Source organism: Geothrix fuzhouensis, assembly GCF_024609325.1.
GTDB classification, from domain to species: domain Bacteria; phylum Acidobacteriota; class Holophagae; order Holophagales; family Holophagaceae; genus Geothrix; species Geothrix fuzhouensis.
This window is the reverse complement of the sequence record NZ_JANHMQ010000001.1, coordinates 102,524-125,618: the sequence shown is the minus strand read 5'-3', so window position 1 is coordinate 125,618 and position 23,095 is coordinate 102,524. Positions and strand designations below refer to the sequence as shown.

18 protein-coding genes, 1 tRNA gene and 1 pseudogene are annotated in these 23,095 nt (G+C 64.8%); 13 read left to right on the top strand and 7 right to left on the bottom strand.

Annotation, left to right across the window (positions count from 1 at the left end; genetic code table 11):
• Positions 1 to 25 precede the first annotated feature (25 nt).
• On the top strand, positions 26 to 553 hold the full coding sequence (locus tag NOV74_RS00565) for an inorganic diphosphatase (RefSeq protein WP_257308361.1): 528 nt from the start codon (positions 26 to 28) through the stop codon (positions 551 to 553).
• A gap of 6 nt (positions 554 to 559) precedes the next feature.
• Entirely contained in the window at positions 560 to 1,264 is a 705-nt protein-coding gene (locus NOV74_RS00560) for an HAD hydrolase-like protein (RefSeq protein WP_257308359.1), read from the top strand.
• 4 nt (positions 1,265 to 1,268) lie between these two features.
• Here NOV74_RS00560 and NOV74_RS00555 read toward each other — a convergent pair whose 3' ends face one another.
• The 3 genes and pseudogenes from NOV74_RS00555 to NOV74_RS00545 form a co-directional block, all read right to left on the bottom strand.
• Complete coding sequence (locus tag NOV74_RS00555) at positions 1,269 to 1,862, bottom strand: LolA family protein (RefSeq protein ID WP_257308358.1); 594 nt, start codon at positions 1,860 to 1,862, stop codon at positions 1,269 to 1,271.
• Between the two features lie 706 nt (positions 1,863 to 2,568).
• Positions 2,569 to 3,144: pseudogene (locus tag NOV74_RS15405) on the bottom strand (GTP-binding protein); the annotation flags it as partial.
• 88 nt (positions 3,145 to 3,232) lie between these two features.
• Complete coding sequence (locus NOV74_RS00545) at positions 3,233 to 3,673, bottom strand: peroxiredoxin (protein WP_257308353.1); 441 nt, start codon at positions 3,671 to 3,673, stop codon at positions 3,233 to 3,235.
• A 156-nt stretch (positions 3,674 to 3,829) separates the two neighbouring features.
• Between NOV74_RS00545 and NOV74_RS00540 the strand changes: the two genes are divergently transcribed.
• Positions 3,830 to 4,855, top strand: coding sequence for an isocitrate/isopropylmalate dehydrogenase family protein (locus NOV74_RS00540; RefSeq protein ID WP_257308351.1), 1,026 nt, complete (start codon positions 3,830 to 3,832; stop codon positions 4,853 to 4,855).
• A 126-nt stretch (positions 4,856 to 4,981) separates the two neighbouring features.
• On the opposite strand, the gene lexA is transcribed toward NOV74_RS00540, so the two are convergent.
• Positions 4,982 to 5,635, bottom strand: a complete 654-nt coding sequence (gene lexA / locus NOV74_RS00535; protein WP_257308349.1) for a transcriptional repressor LexA — start codon at positions 5,633 to 5,635, stop codon at positions 4,982 to 4,984.
• Positions 5,636 to 5,827: 192 nt separating this feature from the next.
• Here lexA and NOV74_RS00530 point away from each other — a divergent pair, with 192 nt between their 5' ends.
• The 3 genes from NOV74_RS00530 (at position 5,828) to NOV74_RS00520 (ending at position 8,894) form a co-directional block, all read left to right on the top strand.
• Complete coding sequence (locus NOV74_RS00530) at positions 5,828 to 7,651, top strand: 2-oxoacid:acceptor oxidoreductase subunit alpha (protein ID WP_257308347.1); 1,824 nt, start codon at positions 5,828 to 5,830, stop codon at positions 7,649 to 7,651.
• A gap of 12 nt (positions 7,652 to 7,663) precedes the next feature.
• Positions 7,664 to 8,716 (top strand): 2-oxoacid:ferredoxin oxidoreductase subunit beta, encoded by a 1,053-nt coding sequence (locus NOV74_RS00525; RefSeq protein ID WP_257308344.1) that lies wholly within the window; start codon positions 7,664 to 7,666, stop codon positions 8,714 to 8,716.
• A 102-nt stretch (positions 8,717 to 8,818) separates the two neighbouring features.
• A tRNA-Ala gene (locus NOV74_RS00520) sits at positions 8,819 to 8,894 on the top strand.
• Positions 8,895 to 9,002: 108 nt separating this feature from the next.
• On the opposite strand, the gene NOV74_RS00515 is transcribed toward NOV74_RS00520, so the two are convergent.
• Positions 9,003 to 9,995, bottom strand: coding sequence for a hypothetical protein (locus NOV74_RS00515; RefSeq protein ID WP_257308342.1), 993 nt, complete (start codon positions 9,993 to 9,995; stop codon positions 9,003 to 9,005).
• A 360-nt stretch (positions 9,996 to 10,355) separates the two neighbouring features.
• Between NOV74_RS00515 and NOV74_RS00510 the strand changes: the two genes are divergently transcribed.
• Entirely contained in the window at positions 10,356 to 11,474 is a 1,119-nt protein-coding gene (locus NOV74_RS00510) for an ice-binding family protein (RefSeq protein WP_257308341.1), read from the top strand.
• Between the two features lie 144 nt (positions 11,475 to 11,618).
• Here NOV74_RS00510 and NOV74_RS00505 read toward each other — a convergent pair whose 3' ends face one another.
• Both NOV74_RS00505 and NOV74_RS00500 read right to left on the bottom strand, forming a co-directional pair.
• Positions 11,619 to 13,454, bottom strand: a complete 1,836-nt coding sequence (locus NOV74_RS00505; protein WP_257308339.1) for an acyl-CoA dehydrogenase — start codon at positions 13,452 to 13,454, stop codon at positions 11,619 to 11,621.
• A gap of 127 nt (positions 13,455 to 13,581) precedes the next feature.
• Positions 13,582 to 15,258 carry an AMP-binding protein gene (locus NOV74_RS00500; protein WP_257308337.1) on the bottom strand — a complete coding sequence of 559 codons (1,677 nt, stop codon included), beginning with the start codon at positions 15,256 to 15,258 and terminating at the stop codon, positions 13,582 to 13,584.
• 165 nt (positions 15,259 to 15,423) lie between these two features.
• Here NOV74_RS00500 and NOV74_RS00495 point away from each other — a divergent pair, with 165 nt between their 5' ends.
• The 6 genes from NOV74_RS00495 to NOV74_RS00470 all read left to right on the top strand — a co-directional run bounded on the left by NOV74_RS00495 (position 15,424) and on the right by NOV74_RS00470 (position 23,075).
• On the top strand, positions 15,424 to 17,862 hold the full coding sequence (locus NOV74_RS00495) for a bifunctional acetate--CoA ligase family protein/GNAT family N-acetyltransferase (protein WP_257308335.1): 2,439 nt from the start codon (positions 15,424 to 15,426) through the stop codon (positions 17,860 to 17,862).
• A gap of 18 nt (positions 17,863 to 17,880) precedes the next feature.
• The gene (locus NOV74_RS00490; RefSeq protein WP_257308334.1) at positions 17,881 to 18,540 is read left to right on the top strand and encodes a CBS and ACT domain-containing protein; all 660 of its coding nucleotides are present in this window, start codon (positions 17,881 to 17,883) and stop codon (positions 18,538 to 18,540) included.
• 10 nt (positions 18,541 to 18,550) lie between these two features.
• Positions 18,551 to 19,684, top strand: a complete 1,134-nt coding sequence (locus tag NOV74_RS00485) for an acetoin utilization protein AcuC (RefSeq protein ID WP_257308332.1) — start codon at positions 18,551 to 18,553, stop codon at positions 19,682 to 19,684.
• 310 nt (positions 19,685 to 19,994) lie between these two features.
• Complete coding sequence (gene ruvA, locus NOV74_RS00480) at positions 19,995 to 20,582, top strand: Holliday junction branch migration protein RuvA (RefSeq protein WP_257308330.1); 588 nt, start codon at positions 19,995 to 19,997, stop codon at positions 20,580 to 20,582.
• Positions 20,579 to 21,505, top strand: coding sequence for a 2-hydroxyacid dehydrogenase (locus NOV74_RS00475; RefSeq protein WP_257308328.1), 927 nt, complete (start codon positions 20,579 to 20,581; stop codon positions 21,503 to 21,505). The genes ruvA and NOV74_RS00475 overlap by 4 nt, the downstream gene beginning before the upstream one ends.
• Positions 21,506 to 21,533: 28 nt before the next feature.
• A complete protein-coding gene (locus NOV74_RS00470; protein ID WP_257308326.1) occupies positions 21,534 to 23,075 on the top strand; it encodes a tetratricopeptide repeat protein in 1,542 nt (513 codons plus the stop codon).
• Positions 23,076 to 23,095: the final 20 nt, after the last annotated feature.

Sequence of the window (23,095 nt, the reverse complement as noted above, 5' to 3'; positions counted from 1 at the left end):
AAATAGGTGTCTTTGCGGAGCGCCCATGTCGTCCCTGGTCAACCTCGATCCCGGCAGGCAGGCGCCTGAAATCGTCAACGCCATCGTCGAGATCCCCACGGGGTCCCGCATCAAGTACGAGATCGACCATCATACGGGCCTGGTCCATGTGGACCGCGTGCTCTTCTCGCCCTTCCACTACCCGGCCGAGTACGGCTTCATCCCCGGCACCCTGGCAGAGGATGGCGATCCCGCGGACATCCTGGTGCTCATCAATGGCTCCACCTATCCCGGCGTGGTGATCCGCGCCCGTCCGATCGCCTTGCTCCGCATGACCGACGACAAGGGGCACGACGCCAAGATCCTCGCCGTGGCCACGGACGACCCCACTTATGCCCATGTGACTTCCCGTACGGATCTGCCCCCGCACTTCCTGCTTGAGGTGGAGCACTTCTTCCTCACCTACAAGGATCTGGAGCGCAAGAGCGTGTCCAGTGATGGATGGGGGGGCAAGGCCGAAGCCCATGCCTTCGTGCGGGCCTCCATCGAAGCCTTCAACCGGCAGAAGAAGTAGCCGGCGATGACCTCACCGGAGACCCCAGGCCTCGTCTGCTTCGACCTGGATGGCACCCTGGTGGATCCTCTGCTGGGGGTCCGGAACTGCGTGCGGAAGACCTGTGAGGCCTTCAGCCTTCAGCTTCCAGACGAGGCAGCGGTCCGCGCCTGGATCGGTTTTGGCATGCGCGAATCCCTCGCCACGCTCAAGGGCCTTGAAGATCCGGCCCGGTTGGAGGACGCCCTGGATTTCTACTGGGAGCGCTACCGGGAGGATGGCGTCTTCGAGCATGAGCTGTATCCCGGTGTCTTCCACCTGCTGCACCGGTTGAAGCGCCAAGGCCACCGTATCTACATCGTATCCGCCAAGCCCACCCTCTTCGCCCGTCGCATCGCCTATCAGTTCGACCTCAACCTCATCTTCGACGATATCTTCGGCAGCAACCTGAAAGGCCGCTGGCAGCCCAAGACCGAAGTGCTGGCGAGCCTCGTGGAACGGGGCTCCATCTGGCCCGGCGGTGTGTTCATCGGTGATCGCGGCGTGGACATGACCGCGGCCCACGACCATGGGCTGGAAGCCATTGGCGTGGGCTGGGGCTACGGCAGCCACGAAGAACTGGAACAAGCCGGTGCGGAGCGCATCTTCGACGGGGTGCCGGAACTGGACGCCTGGCTCCGCGTCCGCTTCCCCCAGCCTGAATGGTTCGACGCCTTCAGTCGTTCGGAATAGGCCTTCAGCCGTTCGGGGTCGCCCAGCGCGTTCCCGCCGGCACCTGGGGCTTGAAGGCGCCAGGCCCCGGCGGAGGCAGCGTCTTGGCATCCAGGAGTTCCAACCGCTGGTGCGCGCCGGTGGGATCCGTCCATTCGAGGGTGTGGAGCAGACCCTTGCGGCCAGTGGCCTTGAGCGCGGGCACCTCCGGCGACCGGGGGACCAGCCTCACCGCGTCGCCGCCCAGCGATTCGGCCCGGTAGAGTGTCGCGATCCGCGCAGGATCCAGCAGGATCCCCAGCAGGGGGAAGTCCTGCACGGCCCGAGCCAGTTCAATCCGCTGGGCTGTGCGGGTGTCCGGATCGTACTGCACGAGGTGACGACCGTCCGAAGTCACGGTCAGCCCGGAATCGTAGGTGACTTTCAGCTTTCCGCCCCGCCCCAGCAGCAGGCTCCCTTCCCTGGCCATCTTTCCGAACACGGCGCTATCGCTTTCCTGGCGGAAGCGGCTGGCCAGGACGGGCACCTTGGGGAAGGCGATCCACCATCCAGGCAGAGCCGCGGTGAGTGGGACTGCAAGCAGGGCCAGGAGACAGGGGCCGCGAAGGCGAAGGCTCACGTCAGCTCCGCTTCAGCTCGACGCTGAGCTTGGCGGTACCGCCCTTGGCGGGAGCCGGACGGGTGATCTGACCTTCGACCACCACCTCCCCCCGGTGACGCAACTGGACGAGGATCTCGATCTCCTGGCCCTCCATTTCGGGGGGGACCTCGAGCCGGAGCACCGAGGGGGCACCCTGGCGGCCTACCGAAGTCAGCTCGTCCAGCAGCGAGGAAATGGCGTCCTTGGGATCCGCGCTCCTGGGACGGAGGGCGGGGCGCTTGCCTTCCACCTTCAGCGAGGCGAAAGCGGCAAAAGGATCAGCTTTCCCCGCCGGTTTGGGGACACTTGGAAGGACAGAGGCATGGTACTCCCCGGGCGCAGGTGCCTCAGGGCCCGGAGGCAAGGCCTCGGTGGGCGTGTCCTCAGCCTGGAAGGCGGAGAACGCCTCCGCGTCGAACGGCCCGATTCCCTCATCCAGGAAACTGAGCGCGGCATCCTCCGAAGGGGGCTCCGGCAGATGGGGGGCTTCGATGTAGATGCCGGTATCGTCATCCTGGTCAGGCAGCGGCAGACCCCCAGGGGCGGCCTGGGCCGACCCTTCCATGTCGAGCAGATCCGTGATGGAAGGCAGGTCCGACAGGGTGAGGGCCCCGCCCCCGGTGGGCGCCTGGACGCTGGGGGCCGCAGGGCTGGGCGCGGGGGAGGCTTCTCCGAGCACGTGAGTCTTGATATGCGACAGGGCCAGCTTGGTGATGCCCCGCAGGGTCTCGAAGACGCCCGTGCCGTCCGAGGCCACGGACTGGAAGCTGGGCATACCACGGGGGTTGAAAGCCACTTCAAGCTCGTCCACCGGCACCACATTCTTCAGGTCCCGCTTGTTCCACTGGAACACCACCGGGATGTCCTGCAGCTTCAGCCCCAGCTCCCGCATGTTCTCTTCGAGGTTCAGCCAACTCTCCCGGCAGGCATCGAGCATGGGTACCTGGCTATCCACCACGAACACGATGCCGTCCACACCTTTGAGCACGAGCTTGCGGGTGCTGTTGTAGAACACCTGACCGGGCACCGTGTAGAGCTGGAGTTTGGTCTTGAATCCGCCCACCATCCCCACGTCCATGGGGAGCAGGTCGAAAAACAACGTGCGATCCGTTTCGGTGTTGAGGCTCACCATCTCGCCCCGGGCCTTCAGGCTCGTCTTGCCGTAGATGGTGTTGAGGTTGGTGGTCTTTCCGCACAGACCGGGCCCGTAGTAGACGATTTTCGCCGTCATCTGCCGGGTGGCGTGGTTGAAGAACACCATTCTTGAACCTCTTGGGAAGAAAAAGTTTAGCCCGGAAAACCTCCCGGGCTCAATGCAATTGCGGGTTTTCCCCGGTCGGGGTGCGCGCTCAGGTCCCGGGCAGAGCCTTCAGGAGGGCCAGCACCTGCTGGTCGTGGTCCTTTGTGCGTACGTCGCGGATGATCTTTCGGATGACCCCCTGCCGATCGATGAGGACCGTGGTCCGCTTGGCGAATCCGAGCAGGGGCATCTTCACGCCATAGGCCTGGATGATCCGCTTGTCGGGATCTGCGAGGATGCTTAAGGGCAGGTGGAACTTCTCGGCAAAGGCCTTGTGGCTCTGTGTGCTATCCGCGCTCACGCCGAGAATCACAGCGCCGGCTGCCTGGATCGCCGCGAACCCGTCCCGCAGGCTGCAGGCCTCGGCCGTGCAGCCCGGCGTGTCGTCCTTGGGGTAAAAATAGAGCACCACCGCGGACTTGCCCTGAAAATCCGCGAGGCGAACCAGAGCGTCGTGCTGGTCGCGAGCCTCAAAGGACGGAGCTTTCATGCCTTCTGTGATCTCCCCGGCAGACGTAATGCCGAAGATTGTGAGAAATCCCATCATCACTCCCCATCTCCGGACCATGGTCCCCTCCCAAGGGGAGGGAGTGTGGCACCATCGGCTTGGATTAGGGAACAAGAAACGGAGCCCTCCATTTTGGACGTGACGACACGCATCGCCCTCATTCCCGGTGACGGGGTGGGACCCGAGGTCATGGCGGAAGCTGAGCCGCTCATCGACTGGGCCCGAAGCCGTGGCCACCGCCTGGAGACGGTGCGCCTCTCCTATGGTGCTGACCACTACCTCAGCACCGGAGAAACGCTGCCCGAGGAGGCCTATGCCGATCTGCGCGACGGGTTCGACGCCGTAATCTTCGGGGCCGTGGGGGACCCACGCATTCCGGATGGACGCCATGCCGAGGAGATCCTGCTGCGCCTGCGCCGCGGCCTGGAACTGACGGTGAACTTCCGGCCCTGCCAGCCCCTGCCCGGCTTAAGCAGACAGGGACTCCACCTTGAGGTCTTCCGGGAGAACACCGAAGGGGCCTACTGCCTCCAAGGATCCACCGAACCCGGGCGCGCCGTGGATCTGGCGGTGCATACCGAGGTGGCCGTGCTCCGCCTGCTTGAAGTCGCTTTCGCCCGTGCGCAGGCACGCGGCTGCGCCTTGACCCTGGCCCACAAGGCCAACGTGCTTAAGCATGGCCACGGGCTCTGGGTCCGGGTGTTCCAGAGCCTCCAGGCCGCCCACCCGGACGTGCCCGCGCGCGGCATGCACGCGGATGCCCTGCTCTGCGCCCTGGTGCAGGATCCGGCCCCCTTCGGCGTGATCGCCGCGGACAATTACCTTGGCGATCTCATCAGCGATCTCACGGCGGCCTTCGCCGGTGGCATGGGTACGGCACCTTCCTTGAGCTGGGCCCCGCATCGGCCCTTCCGCTGCGCAGTCCTGGCGGAACCCGTGCATGGCTCCGCCCCGGATATCGCCGGGAAGGGCCTCGCCAACCCTGTGGGCATGATCCTGAGCACCGCCCTGCTCTTCCGGCACCTGGGCTGGGAGTCCGAAGCCGAAACCGTGGAACGGGCGGTGGCCGCGGCGATGCGCGACGGCGCCCGAACCCGTGATCTGGGAGGCAGCTTGAGCACCGCCGGGATGGGAGCGGCCATCCGTGACCGCCTGTCGGGCTGACCTGATAAAACAAGGAATACCGAAAAAAGCGAATCGCCCTGCGTGCGGACAGCGAACGGCCTGGCGCTCATCTCCACTGCGTTTCGCGATCTTTAGCATCTTTCGCAGTTCGAGGCCTTAGGTACGTCAGCAGCTGCGCATGACGCCGACGAGGACTCCCTGGATGTCGATGTTCTGCGGCGCATAGCAGCGGGGCTGGAGCTCGGGGTTGTGGGGAATGAGCCAGACGCCCTTGGCATCGCGCCGGAACTCCTTGAGGGTGACCTCCTCCTGGTCGATGAGCGCCACCACGCGATCGCCATTCCGGTATTCACCCTTCCGCTGCAGGACGACTAAATCGCCGTCGAGGATGGCGTCATCCACCATGGAATCGCCCCGGACACGGAGTACAAACAGTTCTTCCTTCTGGCGATGAATGCTGTTCGGCACCTCGATGGGGAGGGCACGACTCTCAGGCAGGATGGGCGAACCGGCCGCCACGTCCCCGCAGAAGGGGAAGATCCGGACGGTGCTGGCGGGTTCCTGGCGCTCCACCCGTGGAGCCGCCTCCTCGGGCGCCGAGCCTGCCGCCACCACCAGGTTGTTCCCCTTGCCGTGGCTGCGGACGAGGAAGCCCTTATCCATCAGGTGCTGGACGTGCTTGTGAATGGTCGACACCGCACTGGAACCCACCCCCTTGGCGATTTCCGCAAGGGTTGGGCTTCGCCCCTCATCCTGCACAAAGGTGCGGATGAACTTAAGCACCGCCTGCTGGCGTTTGGTGAGATCGCTGGCTTTCATAGCTTCCAAGGTAAGAGTCGATCCACAGGTCGTCAATCCCTTTTTTTTCGCTTTATTTCAGACCTTCATAGATGTAGGTTTCAGCACCTTTCCTGGATGCCCATGGTGGCCTCTGCCATACTAGCGGATGCTGTGGCGAGCCTAGTATTTACGCCCTCTTCGTCGCCATTGCCCCGATGCGAAAGGAGTCACATGACTGCCGCCCTAGCCGCCCCCTCGCCCGCCGGAGGAGCGAAAACCAGGATCAATGATTTTTCCATCCAGGTGGCCACGGTCAACGGATCAGGCTCTCAGACGGCGAACACGGTTCTGCTGCGCGCCATCTTCCAGATGGGCGTATTCGTCAGCGGCAAGAACCTCTTCCCTTCCAACATTGCGGGCCTTCCGACCTGGTTCACCATCCGCGCCAGCGCCCAGGGCTACGTAGCCCGCAAGGCCAGCAACGAGATGCTGATCCTCATGAACCCCGAAACGGCCAAGGAGGACATCGCCAAGGCCGATCCCGGCGCGCTCGTGATCTATGACGAGCCCCTGCAACTCGACAAGCTGCGCAGCGACCTGGCCTACACCCCCGTGCCCTTCCAGAAGCTCGTGACGGCCTCCTGCCCCGAGCCCAAGCTGCACAAGCTCGTGAAGAACATGATCTATGTCGGTGTGGCCGCGCGCCTGCTCGGCATCGACATGGAGGAGGTCAAGAAGGCGATCGCCAAGCAGCTCAAGGGCAAGACCAAGGCCATCGAGCTTAACCAGACCGCCTGCATGGCCGGCTATGACTGGGCCATGGAGAACCTGGAGGACCAGGACCACATCAAGGTCGTGCGCGATAACAAGACGCAGGGGCTCATCATCATCGACGGCAACGAGGCCTGCGCCCTGGGCGCCCTATTCGCTGGCGTGACCGTGGTGGGTTGGTACCCGATCACCCCCGCCTCGAGCCTGGTCGAGACTTTCATCGAATACGCGGATGAGTACCGCAAGGATCCCAAGACCGGCAAGTCCACCGTCGCGATCGTGCAGATGGAGGACGAACTGGCCTCCGCCGGCGTGGTGCTGTCCGCCGGCTGGGCCGGTGCCCGCTCCATGACGTCCACGGCCGGCCCCGGCATCTCTCTGATGAGCGAGTTCATCGGCCTGGGCTATTACGTCGAGGCTCCCGGCGTCTTCTTCAACGTGGCGCGCACGGGCCCCAGCACGGGCCTCCCCACCCGCACCCAGCAGTCGGACGTGGAGCTCTGCGCCAAGTGCAGCCATGGCGACACCCTGCACATCAACCTCTACCCAGGGACCATGGAAGAGTGCTTCCAGTTCTCCTACGACGCCTTCGACCTGGCCGAGAAGTTCCAGACTCCCATCTTCGTCGTCACCGACCTGGATCTGGGCATGCAGAACTGGGCCTCCAAGCCCTTCACCTATCCCGCCAAGCCCTATGACCGCGGCAAGGTGCTCAATCAGCAACAGCTGGCCGAGGTGAAGGACTGGGGCCGCTACAAGGACGTGGACGGCGACGGCATCCCCTACCGCAGCCTGCCCGGCACCCCCGGCGGCAAGGGCGCCTACCTGACCCGTGGCTCAGGCCACAACGCCTACGCCCAGTACTCCGAAAAGCCCGAGGACTACCTCGAGGTGATGGACCGCCTGAAGCGCAAATACGAAACAGCCAAGTCCTTCGTGCCGGGCCCCGTGTTCCGCAACCAAGGCTCGGATAAGGGCGTGCTGGCCTTCGGCTCCAGCGATCCCGCCGTCATCGAGGCCCAAGACGTCCTGGCCGAGGGCGGACTCAAGACCGACTACCTGCGCCTGCGGGCCCTGCCCTTCACCGCCGAGGTGGATACCTACGTGAAGGAAAAGAAGGTGGTCTATGTGGTCGAGCAGAACCGGGACGGCCAGTTGGCCAACCTCTTCCGAGAGACCTATCCCGAGCACGCCACCAAGTTCAAGAGTGTTCTGCACTTTGACGGCTACGCCATCGACGCCAAGTGCATCGTGGACCAGATCACCGCCTTCGAGCAGAAGTAAGAGGAGCCGACCATGACCACCGCCACCCCTTCCGCTCCGGTTCCCGCCGCTCCCACCAACAAGCTCGGCTTCACCAAGCAGGACTACGTGGGCTCCAAGTCCACGCTCTGCGCCGGTTGCGGCCACGATTCCATCACCGCCCAGATCATCAACGCCGCCTTTGAATCCAGCATCGAGGGCCACCGGGTCACGAAGTACTCCGGCATCGGCTGCTCCTCCAAGACGCCCGCCTACTTCATCAACCAGGGCTGGGGCTTCAACAGCGTGCACGGCCGCATGCCCTCCATCGCCACCGGCGCCTCCCTCGCCAACCGCACCCTCATCAACATCGGCGTCTCTGGCGACGGTGATTCCATGTCCATCGGCATGGGCCAGTTCGTGCATGCCGTGCGGCGCAACATCCCGATGATCTATATCATCGAGGACAACGGGGTATATGGCCTCACCAAGGGCCAGTTCTCCGCCACCGCCGACAAGGGTTCCCACCTGAAGTCCGGCGCCGTGAACGATTTCCCGCCTATCGACCCCTGCACCCTGGCCATCGAGCTGGGCTGCGGCTTCGTGGCACGCAGCTTCTCGGGCAACCCCAAGCAGCTGAACGCCATCCTGAAGGCTGCCTTCGCCTACCAGGGCACGGTGGTGCTCGACGTCATCAGCCCCTGCGTCACCTTCAACAACCATGACGCCTCGACCCGCTCCTACAAGCACGTGAAGGACCATGACTTTCCCCTCCATGATCTCGGCTTCATCCAGTATTCCGAGGTGGAGGAAGTGGAGATTCCCGCGGGCCAGACTGAGATCGTCACCTTCCCCGACGGCTCCAAGGTCGCCATCAAGGCCATTCACGAAGGCTACGAGCCCACGGACCGCTTTGGCGCCATGAAGGCCATCCACGAGTCCATGGCCAAGGGCGAGTTCCTCACGGGCCTGCTCTATATCAACCCCACCCAGCCGCCCCTCCCCGAGGTGCTGAACCTGGTGGACGAGCCCTTGGCCACCTTGGGCGAGGATCTGCTCAAGCCCAGCCCCGCCGAGCTGGACAAGATCATGCAGGCCCTCATGTAATTTCAAACTCGGTCCCTGTCAGCGGCCGCTCCATCGGGCGGCCGCTGTTCTACAAGGCCAAGCATTGACGCGGACCTCAGGCCGGGTAGACTGGAGATTCGTGGGCCTGTAGCTCAGCTGGGAGAGCGCTGCGTTCGCAATGCAGAGGTCGTCAGTTCGATCCTGATCAGGTCCACCACTCAGTACCTGCGGCGGTCTTCGGACCGCCGTTCGCTTGTCGGAGAATGACCTCATCGGTGCCCAGAACTGCGGTCGCTCTGAACCATTCAGGTCCTGAACTTTGTCGTCACCAGCGGGGACCAAGCCCCAGGAGGATGATGTCGGCATCGCGGTTGTAGCTGCTCGTGACGCGGTCAACCATGAGGCGCAGATTCCAACGGTCGGTGAGGCGTGTGGAGAGGCTGAGCGAAGCCAGGGGCGTGATGGCCGCCGGATTGATGTTGCCCGCATCGGCCGGGTGTTTGCGATCGATGTAGATGTAGGGACCAAATCCGATCCCAACGGTCACGCGGTCCTGGAAGAAATTGTTCACAGCCCAACCCTGCAGCGCCAGACCGCTGCGACGGACAATCTCCGGGTTGCCTTCGTAGATGAAGGTGGCCGTCCAGTCCACATGCCGGATGATGCCACGGCGGAATTCAAGGGCGTAGGCGCGGGCTGACTGACTTCGAAAGGTGTTCACCACACTCTGGCCCGCGAAGACCGTCAGTTCGTTTCCGGTCAGGGCGGCCTTCTCATCCAGTCCGTGGCCGAATTGACCGGGTGTGGGCTTTTCGTTGCGCCCAAACCAATAGCCGATCCCCAGGGTCGCGGTCGTCACCTTCAATTCATGCGCCGGGAGGATCTGGTTCAGGGCGAGGCTGTAGAACCAACGATTCGACAGGTACCCCGTGCCGGTGACGCTGAGGATGGGTGCCGTGCCATGAACATCAGCCGAACCACCAGTCGGCAGCACCTGAGTGTCATAGAAGAAATAGGCACCCGCACCGAGTGAAATCGAGAAATGGTTGTGGGGCGTGGGGAGACGGCCCCAAGCCTCGACCACATACCCATCACGGTGATGCTCCGGTACATGGCCCTCGTTGAGATAGGCGACCGAGGCGGCGAGGTTCTGGTAGAAATCCTGGCGGTACTCCAACTGGTAGGAATAGCTCGATTGCTTGATGTCAGTCGCCTTCATGGCCCCGGCGAAAAGGGTGAGTTCCTGCGCGTGAAGGCTGAGGGGCACGTACCCCAGCAAGCACACCAACGGGAGGCGGGAAAGGTATGGATGGGTCATTTCAGGTGTTGCTCCAAGCACATGGGATGTCTGGAGCAATTATCACGCCTACAATTAACTATCTTTATTTGCAACTTTTAATAAATTAAACATACAACCTTCAAGGCTGGATTCGATCAAGGTGGCGGAGCGCCTCCTTCATTCTGACTACCTCACTCCTTCAAAATGAAGGATGTGATGGCTCATTGTGATTGAGCGTTCAACTTCATTCAATCAGTAGGTCAATGTTAAATATTTAAAATGATAAACTTACATTATGGAACGGAAAGTGCATTGGTTGATGTGTTCGGAGCGCCCCACCTCTGGTGGGCGACGCATCCCCACCTTCTTCCCTCACCACACCCCCAAGAGAGAATCCTGATGATGATGGATCCGAAAATGCCCCTTTGGAAACCGGCCTCCGCGTTTCTGCTGCTGTTCTCGTTGGTCGCCTGCGGGAGCTCCAGCAGCGGGGGTTCCTCCGCACGGCTTGGCACAACCACAGGCACGCCGACGGTCCTTTCCCATACTCCCCTCACCGGTGCCACCGACGTTCCCATCAACGGAAACATCAGCGTCACGTTCAGCGAGCCGATGGATGGTGCCACCCTCACCGGCAGCACCTTCACCCTGACCACCGGGGCGGCGGCAACCCCGGTTCAGGGCACCGTGATCTACGGAAATTCGAAAGCCTACTTCACACCAAGCACACCCCTTGCCGGCAACAGCTCGTTCACCGCGACGATCAGTACCGCGGTCAAGAGCACCATGGGCATGGCCCTCGCGGCGAAGCTCACCTGGACCTTTACCACTGGCACGACCGTGGCGGCCGCGCTTCCCGTGAACCTTGGGACGGCCGGCACCTATGTGGTCCTGGCGAAAACCGGGATTTCCACCGTACCGACCTCCGCCATCACGGGAAACCTAGGCGTCAGCCCAGCCGCGGCCAGCTACATCACAGGCTTCTCGTTGACTGCGGATTCGACGAATGTGTTCTCGACCAGCCCGCAAGTCACGGGGAAGGTGTTTGCGGCTGACTACGCAGTGCCCACCCCGACCAATCTGACCACAGCCGTCAGTGACATGGGGACCGCGTTCACCGATGCGGCAGGCCGGGCGCCCAGTGTCGCCGAATTGGGCGCTGGAAACATCGGAGGGATGACGCTCGCCCCTGGTGTCTACAAATGGGGAACCAGCCTCCTGATTCCGACGGATGTCACCCTCAGCGGCAGTGCGACGGATGTCTGGATCTTCCAGATTGCCCAGAACCTGACCATGAGCAGCGCCACGAGAATCCTCCTGACTGGCGGTGCCCTGCCCAAGAACATCTTCTGGCAGGTCAGTGGCCTCGTGGATATCGGCACCACAGCCCATTGTGAAGGGGTCGTCCTGAGCCAGACGGCAGTCACCCTCCACACGGGTGCCTCGATCAATGGCAGGCTGCTGGCGCAGACCGCGGTCAACCTTGATGGAAACACCGTCGTTCAACCCGCCCAGTAGGTCGACCAGGAAGTATCCACCGTGCCACCGGGGCCGGGCGGTTATCGCCTGGCCCCGGTTTTTCATTTTTCACCCCAGGCTCCGGTTGGACTGCGGTGGTCGACACTCAGAGACAAAGCTGAGCGAGCTCTTTGTCGGCGTCAGCTAGAACATCGCCTCCATGGGGGCGGTTTCGCCAGCCTGGAGGGCCACGGCCTGGGCGGCCACGAGGGGCAAGCCGCGGTGGGCGAAGTGGATCGCGGACTGCACCTTGTTCTGGTAGAACGCAGCATCGCGGCTGTCGGCCAGGAGGGCCCGAAGGGCCTTGGGATCGGCCGCATCCACACCCCGTTCCTGCAGGAGCGCGGCGAGCTTGCCCTGTGCCAGCGCCGCCTGCTGGAGCAGGAGGTGGCCGGCCACCACATGGCCGACCATATCCAGCATGGGCACAGCGTTAAGACCCATCAGCAGGGCGGCGTTTTCGCGGACGGGGATCTCCTGGAGCACGGTGCCAAGAGCCTTCGCGGCTTCCCCCAGCTGGCGGGCGGAGGGGCCCAGCACCGGGTCCGAAGCCAGAGACTGGACGGTGGTCCCCACCAGCTTCATCAGGGCCTTCACGGGGCGGCCTTCCTGCATCCTGAACTTGCGACCCACCAGATCCAGGGCCTGGATGCCGTTGGTGCCTTCATAGATGGAAGCGATCTTGCAGTCGCGAAGGTACTGCTCGGCCGGATACTCCATGGTGTAGCCATAGCCGCCGAAGGTCTGTAGCGCCCATTCCGTCACCCGGAAACCCCAATCGGAACACCAGGCCTTGCAGACGGGCGTGAACAACTCGACCAGGCCCTGCCAGCGGTCCTTCTCTTCCCCTTCGGAGACATGGGCCATGTCCATGCACCAGGCGGTGTAGGACACGAGGGCCCGCATGGCCTGCACGTAGGCGGACTGCATGAGGAGCATCCGCCGCACGTCGGGATGTTCGACGATGAGGGACTGTCCACCGCCCTTGCCTGCGCTGGGCGCGCGGCCCTGCAGACGTTCCTTCGCATAGGCGAGGGCGGCATGGTACGCGGCGGAGGCATTGCCCAGACCCTGAACGCCGACTTCATAGCGCGCGGCGTTCATCATCAGGAACATATGGGCCAGGCCCTGCCCCTCCTGACCGAGGAGGAAGCCCTGGCTGCCGTTATTGGTACCAAACACCAGGCTGCAGGTGGGCGAACCGTGGATGCCCAGCTTGTGCTCGATGCCTGCACAGGCGACGTCATTGGGGGCACCAAGGCTGCCATCGGCGTTCACACGCACCTTGGGCACCACGAAGAGGCTGAGGCCCTTGGGACCCGCCGGTGCATCCGGCGTACGGGCCAACACTGCGTGGATGACGTTCGGCGTGAGTTCGTGATCGCCGCTGGTGATGAAGATCTTTTCGCCGCTGATGAGATACGAACCGTCGGCCTGCTTCACGGCCTTGGTCGTGAGCGCACCCAGGTCGCTGCCGGCCCCGGCCTCAGTGAGGCACATGGTGCCGGTCCACTCGCCGGTGTACATCTTTTCGCAGTACACCGCCTTCAGGTCATCGCTGCCGAAAGTCTCGATGAGGTGGGCGGCCCCGCGGGTGAGCAGCACCTTGAGGCCCAGCGCCGTATTCGCCCCCATGAGGAACTCACTGATGCCGGTTCCGACGGATTCCGGCAGGCCCATACCGCCGAACTCGGGGCTCATGGTGGCGCTGATCCAGCCCCCCGAGGCCAGGTCCCGGAAAGCTTCCGCGAACCCTTCCGGCAACGTGACCTTTCCGTTGTCCCACTGGGCACCGACCCGGTCTCCCGTCTCGTTGCAGGCCGCGACGCTGCCCTTGGCGACCTTCAGGGCCTCATCCAGCACCATGCCGAGCTGCTCTCGGTCAACTTCCTGGTAGTGCTCTGACTTCAGCACAGCGTCCAGATCCAGCCATTCGAGGAGGTTGAAACGGATGTCACGGATATCGTCGAGGTATTTCATGGGGTCTCCAGGGCGTGAGCGAGGTGGATTCCAAGGGAAGGGAACTTTCCTTCATTCTTGGCCCGGACACCCCGCTCCTCCAATACCTGTCCTCAGGTAAGTTGCACCGGGCCTTCCGGACCTGGAACTACTTCAGTTCAGGGAACTGCTCTTCACGAAATTCGAGGGAAGACGAAGTCGGATCAGCCGCCCGCTTCCGGAGTTCCACCCGCCGGATCTTGCCCGAAATCGTCTTGGGAAGATCGCCGAACTCGATGATCCGGATGCGTTTGTAAGGGGAGATCCGCTCGCGGATGAATTTGAACAGGGCCAAGGCGGTGGCCCGATCGGGCTGGACCCCGGCCCGGAGGATGATGTAGGCCTTGGGCACCGACAGCTTGAGTGGATCCGGGCTGGGCACCACGGCCGCTTCAGCCACGGCTTCATGTTCGATCAGGAAGGACTCCAGCTCGAAGGGGCTGATGCGGTAGTCGGAGCTCTTGAAGACATCGTCGGCCCGACCGACGAAGCAGAGGTAGCCATCCGCATCCCGGGTGGCCACGTCCCCAGTGCGGTAGTAGCCCTCGGCCTCGGCCTTCTGCATCTTCGACGGGTCGTCCTTGTAGCCAGCCATGAGGCTCGTCGGCCGGGGGTTCAGCTTGAGGGCGATCTCGCCCTCTTCGGCTTCCTTCCCGTCCCCGTCCAGGAGCGTCACCGTGAAGCCCGGCAGCGGGCGGCCCATGGACCCGGCCTTGACCGCCTGGCCGGGTGAGTTGCCCACGATGGCGGTGGTCTCGGTCTGGCCGTAGCCATCGCGGATGGTGAGGCCCCAGGCCTTCTCGACCTGGCTGATGACCTCGGGGTTCAGGGGCTCACCGGCGCCGACCAGGGCCCGGAGTTTCACCTTGTACGCCGCGAGATCCTCCTGGATGAACAGGCGCCACACGGTGGGGGGCGCGCAGAGGGTGGTCACGCCCTTGTCCACGATGACCTGCAGGGTGGCCGAGGCACTGAACCGGGCGGAGCGGTAAACGAAGATGCAGGCCCCGGCGTTCCAGGGTGCGAAGAAGCTGCTCCAGGCGTGCTTCGCCCAGCCAGGCGAGCTGATGTTGTAGTGGATGTCCCCCTCGCGGAGGCCCACCCAGTACATCGTGGAGAGGTGGCCCACGGGATAGGACTGGTGGGTGTGTACCACGAGCTTGGGTTTCGCCGTGGTGCCCGACGTGAAGTACAGCAGCATGGGGTCCGTGGCACGGGTGACCGCGTCCGGCTCGAACAAGGCGGCCCCTCCGTAGAGCTCGGAGACGTCATGCCAGCCCTGGACCTTCGCACCCACACTGATGCGGTTGAGGCCCGCATCCAGGCCGTCGAACTTGGCCGTCTGGGCCGCATCCACCACCAGATGCCGGATCCCGCCCCGCTCGATCCGGTCCTGGAGGTCCGCCTGGGAGAGCAGCAGGGTGGAGGGGACGAGCACCGCCCCCAGCTTGATGCAGGCCAGCATCACTTCCCAAAGGGGAAGGACGTTGTCCAGCATGACCAGCACGCCGTCGCCCCGCTTGACGCCCAGAGCCCTCAGCGAATTGGCCACCTGGCTGCTGCGGATGGAAAGCTCCTGGAAGGTGACCTTCGTTTCCGTTCCGTTCTCCTCGACGATCCACAGTGCGGGACGCTGGTTCCCGGCGGCGTAGACATCGAAGTAGTCGAGGGCCCAGTTGAAGGTATCCAGGACCGGCCAACGGAAGTCACGGCAGGCCTTGTCGTAGTCCTCCCGGTGTTGAACGAGGAAGTCCCTGGCATGGAGAAAGGCTTCGCGACCATTCATCTGGTCCTCCTGGGCGTTGGGGGTTATCTAGCAATCTAGAAGGCCCCGGTTCGGCCGTCCAGGATGAAAAAGGACCTAGAGGAGAAGAAAGGGCCGTCGGCGGAATCTGCACCCTGACTGGGCATGGTAGGGTGGTCGCGTTGGACCATATCCGCGAGGCCTCCTGTGTTCAGCATCATCCCTGACGGCGCAGGTTACCGGGAATTCGTCCTGCTGAAGGATGGCCAGGGCGTCCTCCTGCGGATCGCCTCTCCCGATGATGTGGAACGGGTGACCGCCTTCATCCAGGGGCTCTCTCGCGAAAGCATGGCCATGCGCTTCATGGGCGGCGTGTCCAGCGTCTCCCGGAAGTTCGTGGAGGACCTCTGCGACGAGAATCCCCATCAGCGAGCCTGCCTTCTCGCCATCGAGGGTGAGGGGGCGGACCAGCAGGTGCTCGGTCTGGGAAACTATGTGGGCGATGGAGGAGCCGTCGCCGAAGTCGCCTTCATGATCGGGGACGCGCACCAGGGCCGGGGCATCGGCACGTTGATCCTGGAACGCCTGGCGGGCCTGGCGGCGGGCGCCGGCTACGTGGGTTTCGAGGCTGAGCTTCTCTACGAGAACAAGAAGATGGCCAATGTCTTCCAGGACTCCGGGTTCGAGACCACCCGGGCCATGGAAGGCGGCATCATCCATGTGCGCTTCCCCTTGAGCGCCCCTGAGGCCCAGCGGGAACGAGCGGAGACCCGCGAACGCGTGGCCACAGCCAACTCCCTGGTTCCACTCCTGCGGCCCGGGACCGTGGCCGTGGTGGGCGCCTCCCGCGATCCCGCCTCCGTGGGGAGCATCATTTTCCGCAACATCCTCAAGGGAGGCTTCCAGGGCACGGTCTATCCCGTCAACCCCAGGGCTAAGACCATCGAAGGCGTGCAGGCCTATCCTTCCCTGGCCTCCCTGCCGGAGTCCCCGGATCTGGTGGTCCTGGCCGTCCCCGCCACCAAGGTCCTTGCCCTGGCCAAGCGGGCTCTGGACAAGGGCACCCGCGGCCTCCTGGTGCTCACGGCCGGGTTTGCGGAAACGGGTCCGGAGGGCGCCCGGCGCCAGGAGCGTCTGGTGCGGCTTGCCCGCAGCCGGGGGGCGCGGCTCGTGGGCCCCAACTGTCTGGGTCTCTTGAACACCCATGCCGCCGTCCAATTGAACGCCAGCTTGGCCACGGTGATGCCTCCTCGTGGCCGGGTCGGATTCTTCAGTCATTCCGCGGCCCTGGGCGTGGTGATCCTGCAGTATGCCGCCGAGCGCGGGCTGGGCTTCTCTTCGTTTGTCTCCGCTGGAAACCGGGCCGACGTCTCGGGGAACGACCTGCTCCAGTACTGGGAGGAGGATCCGGACACCGATCTGGCCCTGCTCTACCTGGAGACTTTCGGAAACCCCCGTCGGTTCGCCCGCCTGGCCCGCCGGATCTCCCATCGCAAGCCGGTCCTCTGCGTGAAGAGCGCCCGGAGCCATGCCGGGCGCCGCGTCGCCCAGGCCCACATCGCGGCCAGCCCCCAGAACGACGCCGAAGTGGAGGCCCTCTTCCATCAGGCGGGCGTGATCCGGGCAGACACCCTGGAGGATCTGTTCGACATCGCGCTGCTGCTGTCGCACCAGCCTTTGCCGCAGGGCGACCGCGTGGCCATTGTCAGCAACTCGGGCGGCGTCGCGACGATCTGCGCGGATGCCTGCGAATCCCACGGCATGCGCATCGCCGGCCCCGGCGTGGTGGACCTGCACGCCATGGCCACACCAGAGCACTACGAGAAGGCCTGCCGGGAAGCCCTCGAACATCCCGAAGTGGATGCCCTCATCGCCTCGTTCGCCTGCCTGGGGGACTGCGACCCAGCCCTGGTGGCCCGGGCCATCCGGCGGGCCGCGGTGCGCGCCGAGCAATCGACAGGCATCGCCAAGCCGACCCTGCTCTCGCTCATGGGCGTGAGCGGCGCAGTCCCCGTCGGAGCGGCCGCCCTGGGCGAGGGCGGCGGCTTGCACCGCACCTTCCCGTCCTACCGCTTTCCGGAATCGGCCGCCCTGGCGCTGTCCAAGGTGGTGCAGTACGCCCACTTCCGCCGGCAACCGCCGGGCCGGTTTCTGGGCTATGCGGACATCAACGCCGGGGAAGCCCGTCGCCGCGTGGAACAGCTCGTTGAGCGGCTGCCTGATTCGGCGCAATCGATCTTGTCGGCCGTCCAAGCCAGGGAGCTCATGGGGCTCTTCGGCGTGCCCGTCACGAACCTCCCGGAACCCGCAGAGCGACGGGGTCCGAGAGTGGCGTTGAACCTCACGACGGATCCCGATTTCGGGCCCATCTGGCGCTTCCATCGCCAAGGCGTGGGGTCGATCCTCCGGATCACCCCCCTCACGGACCTGGATATCGCGGATGTCCTTGAGCGGATGCACCTGCTCCCCTCCAGCGGCCTCGGTGAAACCCTGGGCCGCCTGACCCAGCTCGTGGAGGAGCTGCCCTGGCTCTCCACCTTGGAAGCCCAGGTGGCCGTCCACGGTGAGACGGGCGCTGTCAGCCCCCTGCCCCTGCAACCCGACCTGCGGCTGACCTTCACCCAGGTCGGCTTCCGCAAGCCCTGAACCCGAAGGAGGATCGCCATGCTGGTAAAGGAAATGATGCGCAAGCCGGTGACGGTGATCTCCGTCGAGGCCACCATCGGCGAAGCCTTCCAGCTGCTCCAGGACCGAGGATTCCGCCACCTCCCCGTGGTGGACCAGGGGCGCCTGGTGGGCATTCTCACGGATCGGGATCTCCGGTTCGCCACCAGCAATTTCTGCCACACCCCCCGCACGGCCGAGGATCCCGTCTCTGGGGCCATGAGCACCCCCCCCCTGACGGCCGACCCTCTGGATCCCGTGGAGGATGCCGCGCGGATCATGCGGGAGCACAAGATCGGCTGCCTGCCTGTGGTGGACGGAGGGGAGTTGGTGGGCATCCTGACCGGGATGGATCTGCTGGACGCCCTGATGATCCTCACGGGGGTTACCAAGCCGTCCTCCCGGCTGGAAGTGGCCCTCAAGGACCGGCCGGGGGAATTGGCCCGCCTGACCGCCTTCCTCGCCATCCGCCACGTCAACATCCACTCCATCCTCACCTACCCATCACCCGACGCAATCCGCACGGTACTGAGGGTCGATTCCAACCAGATCCGTCTCCTGGCCGAGGAACTCAGGGCGGCCGAATTCACCATTCTCTGGCCCCTGCCCAAGAGTTCCCAACTGAACCCGGCGTTGCCGCAGCGCGGGGGCTTGTCGTGAACCACCAGCCATGCCAGCGCTGATCTACCGCCCGGAGTACGCCGGGTACGACTTCGGTCCAGAACATCCCTTCACGCCGGCGCGGCTCGGGATGCTCCTGGATCTGATCCATTGTCTGGGCCATCCGACCTCGCCCATCGCACCACCAGCCGCCACGCGAGAAGAGATCCTCTCCATCCATGACGAGGCCTTCGTGGCCATGGTCGAGGCCCTGGATCGTGGCGAGGCTCGGCCCGACGCCGAGCAGTTCGGCCTGGGCACGCCCGACAACCCCATCTTTCCGGGCATGGATCTCGCCGCCCGGTGGCTGGTGGGTGGAACCCTTCACGGCGCACGGCTGCTGATGGCGGGAGCCGAAACGCGCGTCCTCCAACTGGGCGGTGGCTTGCACCACGCCCAGAAGGACCGGGCCGCTGGCTTCTGCATGTACAACGATCTGGCCGTGGCCATCCAGGCCTTCGTGGCCCACGGCTGGCGCGTGGCCTACCTGGACATCGATCTCCACCACGCCGACGGCGTCCAGAACCTGTTCTACGGCAATGACCGGGTGCTGACCATCAGCCTCCACGAGACCGGTCACTACCTCTATCCTGGCACCGGCCACATCCAGGAATTGGGCACCGGCTCCGCACGGGGCCTGAGCGTGAACGTGCCCCTGGAGCCCTTCACCGAGGCCGAGAGCTACCTGGAAGCCTTCGAGGCCGTCATTCCGCGGACTCTGGCCGAGTTCTCGCCCCACGTGCTGGTGGTCCAGGCTGGCGCCGATGCGCACTTCGCCGATCCGCTCGGAGATCTGGCGTTGACCACCCAGACCTTCCAGGCGCTCTACCGCAGAATCCTGGCTCTGGCCGATGCCCACACCCAGGGTCGGGCGCTCTTCACACTGGGCGGTGGCTACGAAGCCCAGGTGGTGGCCCGGGTCTGGACGATCCTCTACCTCACCCTGATGGATCTGCCGATCCCTGAGAAGCTCCCCCAAGCATGGCTGGATCGCTGGCGGCACCTCCTGGGCCCGGAAGTCGGCCAGACCCTGCATGACCCGATCCCGGCCTATCCGGAACTGCCGGGCCGGGCGGAACGGGACCGCCGCAACCAGGATGTGGTCGCGCGGTTGCTGGATTCCCTGGTCCGCTACTGGCTTTAGAGGTCGTAACAAAACCCCACGTCGCCGCGCGAGGGGTGCCGGGCGAGCGAGGCGAGGAACGCGAGTCGAAGCGTAGCGGGTACTACGCGCGACGAGCGTGACGCGGCATCGCGACGCCCGCCACCCCTCGCCCGGAGGGATGAAGCCAGGCGGGCGCCCCGCGGCGTCAGGTCCCTTGAACAACGAACCACGTTGCCCTGCGGGCCCTTCCTTGCGGTGCATCCCGCCTGGCTTCATCGCGGCATCGTCGGGTATTGTTACGACCTCTTAGCAAACCAGAGCGCGGCCCTTCTTCCGGTATCCTCGAGGCATGATCGGACGTCTGCGCGGGGAACTCATCCAGAAGCTGCCGAACCTGGCCCTTGTCGAATGCGGGGGCGTGGGCTACGCCGCGGCCATCAGCCTTTCCACCTACGGTCTGCTGCCGGAAGCGGGCACGCAGGTGACGTTGCACACGGAATTGCTGGTGCGCGAGAACGAGATCGCGCTGCTTGGGTTCTCCTCCACCCAGGAGCGGCAACTCTATCGGCTGCTGGTGAAAGTGGACGGTGTCGGGCCCAAGCTGGCGCTGGCAGCCCTGGGGGCGCTGTCTCTGGAGGACCTGGTGCAGGCCCTGCGGAGCCGCGACGTGAAGGTCCTCACGCGCATCCCCGGCGTGGGGAAGAAGACCGCCGAGAAGATGTGCTTTGAGTTATCAGAAAAGATGGGCGGCCTCTCGGGCCTGGAAGGCCTCTCCGGCATTGCCTCTGGCGATCCCTGGGAGGAGAGCCTGCGTTCCGCGATGACGAATCTTGGGTTCAAGGAGGAGGTGGTGCTGCCGGTGGTGGCGAACCTCCGTACCTCGAAGCCGCCCCTGGCGGAGGCCATCCGCCTTGCTTTGAAGGCCCTGCAGCGATGAGCACGCGAATCCTCTCCACCTCCCCTCTTGTCGGTCCGGCCCTGACCGAGCTCGGCGCCCGCTTCCCGGAACTGCGCCTGGCCGCTTTCCGATCCCCCGAATGGAACGCCGCCCTGCCCGAGGCCGAGGCCCTGGTGGTGATGCTCTCCGAACCCATCACCGAGGCCGACCTCGACGCGGCGCCCAACCTGAAGGCCATCGGCACCTACTCCGTGGGCGTGAACCACCTGCCCGTGAAAGCCTGCCAGACCCGTGGCATTGCCGTGGTGAACACCCCTGGCGTGCTGACGGATGCAACGGCCGACATCGCGCTGGCGTTGCTCATGGCGGTCACCCGCCGCGTCGCCGAAGGTGAGGCGCTGGTGCGCTCCGGTGAATGGAAAGGCTGGGCACCGGACCAGCTGTTGGGCCCTGGCCTCGCAGGCAAGGCTTGCGGCATCTTGGGCAGCGGTCCCATCGGCCAGGCCTTCGCCCGCCGCGCCCAGGCCCTGGGCATGACCCCCTTCTTCTGGGACCGCGAGGGCCATGGCGGCACCGTGGACTTCGGCGCGGGTCGGGCGCCACGCCTGCCCCTGGTGGACCTGCTGCATCGCAGCGCCGTGCTGTCCCTGCACTGCCCGCTCACGGACCAGACCCGCGGCATGCTGGACCGCGCTGCACTGGAGAAGCTGCCCGAGGGTGCAGTGATCATCAACACCGCCCGCGGCGGCATCATGGATGAGAACGCCGCCATCGATCTGCTGGCGTCTGGCCACCTCGGCGGCGTGGGCTTGGATGTCTACGAAGGTGAACCGCGTCTCAACCCCCGTTGGTTGAAAGCGCCTCGCGCAGTCTTGCTGCCCCACCTGGGATCCGCCACCGTGGAGACCCGCGGAGCCATGGCGCGCCTGCTTTGTGACGGGTTGGCCGCTGCGCTTGGGTGATACCCTGGAGTCCCTCACGAGGCACCCCATGGTACGCCCCTGGCTCAAGCTGCTCGACCCCGACCTGACGGCGCTCAAGACCGCCGCCGGGAACTCCTTTGAAGACCGCCTCAAGTTGGCCCGCGCCTTCAACGGTCGCGCCCGCCACGCGGAGGCTCAGGAGATTCTCGACCAGCTCCTGGTCGAGGACCGGTCCCATGCGGACGCCTGGTTCGAGCGCCTGCTCTGCTTCAGCGATAACACGGAGGAAGAGGAGGGTCTGGAGCTGCTGGGTCAGCTTGAATCCCTCCGCGATGAGCACCCGACCCACGGCGGCCACCTGCGCAACCTGGGCTACCTGCGCCTCCTCCTGCAGGACCTCGACGGTGCCGAGCTCGCCCTCCAGCAGGCTCTCGCCCTGGACGGCCAGGATCCCAAGGCCCTTGAACTCACCGGCCTCGTGCAACTCCATCGTGGCCATCCCGCCGAGGCCAAGGCCTGGCTGTTGAAGGCCCTGACCCTGCGGCCCAAGGATCCCCGCACCCTCCGCCTGCTCGCCATCGCCATGGACCAGCTGGCCGACTGGGCCGGGGCCGAGGCGCAGCTGGTGGCAGCGCTTCAGACGGACGCTTCCTACTACTGGGGCTGGCATGCGCTGGGCGAGATGCTGCTGAAGCGCGGTGAGCTCGCGGAAGGTCTGCGCTGCATCCAGCGAGCCCGCAGCCTGCATGTGTGTGATCCTGCCAGCTACTTCATCCTCGCGGAGATCTTCAGCGAGCAGGGCCACCTGGAATTGGCTCAAGGTCAGCTCCACACGCTGATGCTGCTCGCCCCTCCCGTCCCCGTCCTGGCGGAAGCCCAGGCCCTGCTGGGCGAACTGAAGCGTGACATGGGCGACCGTGAGGGTGCCGTCTCCTACTTCAGCCTCGCCACCGAGACGGACCCCGAGGCCTCGAACCCCTGGGCCGCCCTGGGCGACATGGCCCGCGAGGAATGCCGCTGGGACGATGCCCTCCGCTGCTACCGCGAAGCCCTGGTGCGCGAGCCCGACGCGGCGGATCTTCAGGTCCAGCTCGGCTACGCCCTCATCGAGACCCGGCAGGGACCCGCCGCTGAGCAGGCCTTCCTCCAGGCTCTGGAAAACGATCCCAGCGAATACAGTGCCTACCTGGGCCTGTCTGAGGTCTACCGCGCCGCCAACCGGAGCGAGGACCAGATGAGCATGGTGGACCAGGCCATGGCCCTGGCCCCGGATGATTCCGACGTGTGGAATGCCCGGGGCGTGGCCCTGGAAGTGGCGGGTCGCCTGAAGGAGGCCACGGAGGCCTACGAGAAGGCCCTGACCCTGGAGCCCAGCCACCGCAAAGCGGCCAACAATCTGGGATTCGTGCTCGAGAAGCGCATGGAGCAGGGTGAGCCAGAGCTCCACACCCGTGCCACAGAGGCTTGGAAGCAACGCCTGCTCATCTGCCGCGACGCGGGTCAGAGCATGAAGATGGCCACCGAGCATCTCACCCGGCTGGGTGTGGCGGAGGAGACCCTTCGCGAGTGGCTGCGACCGGAGTTCCTCGCCGCTGAGTTGGAAGGCTGATACCTCCCGTCACCCCAGCG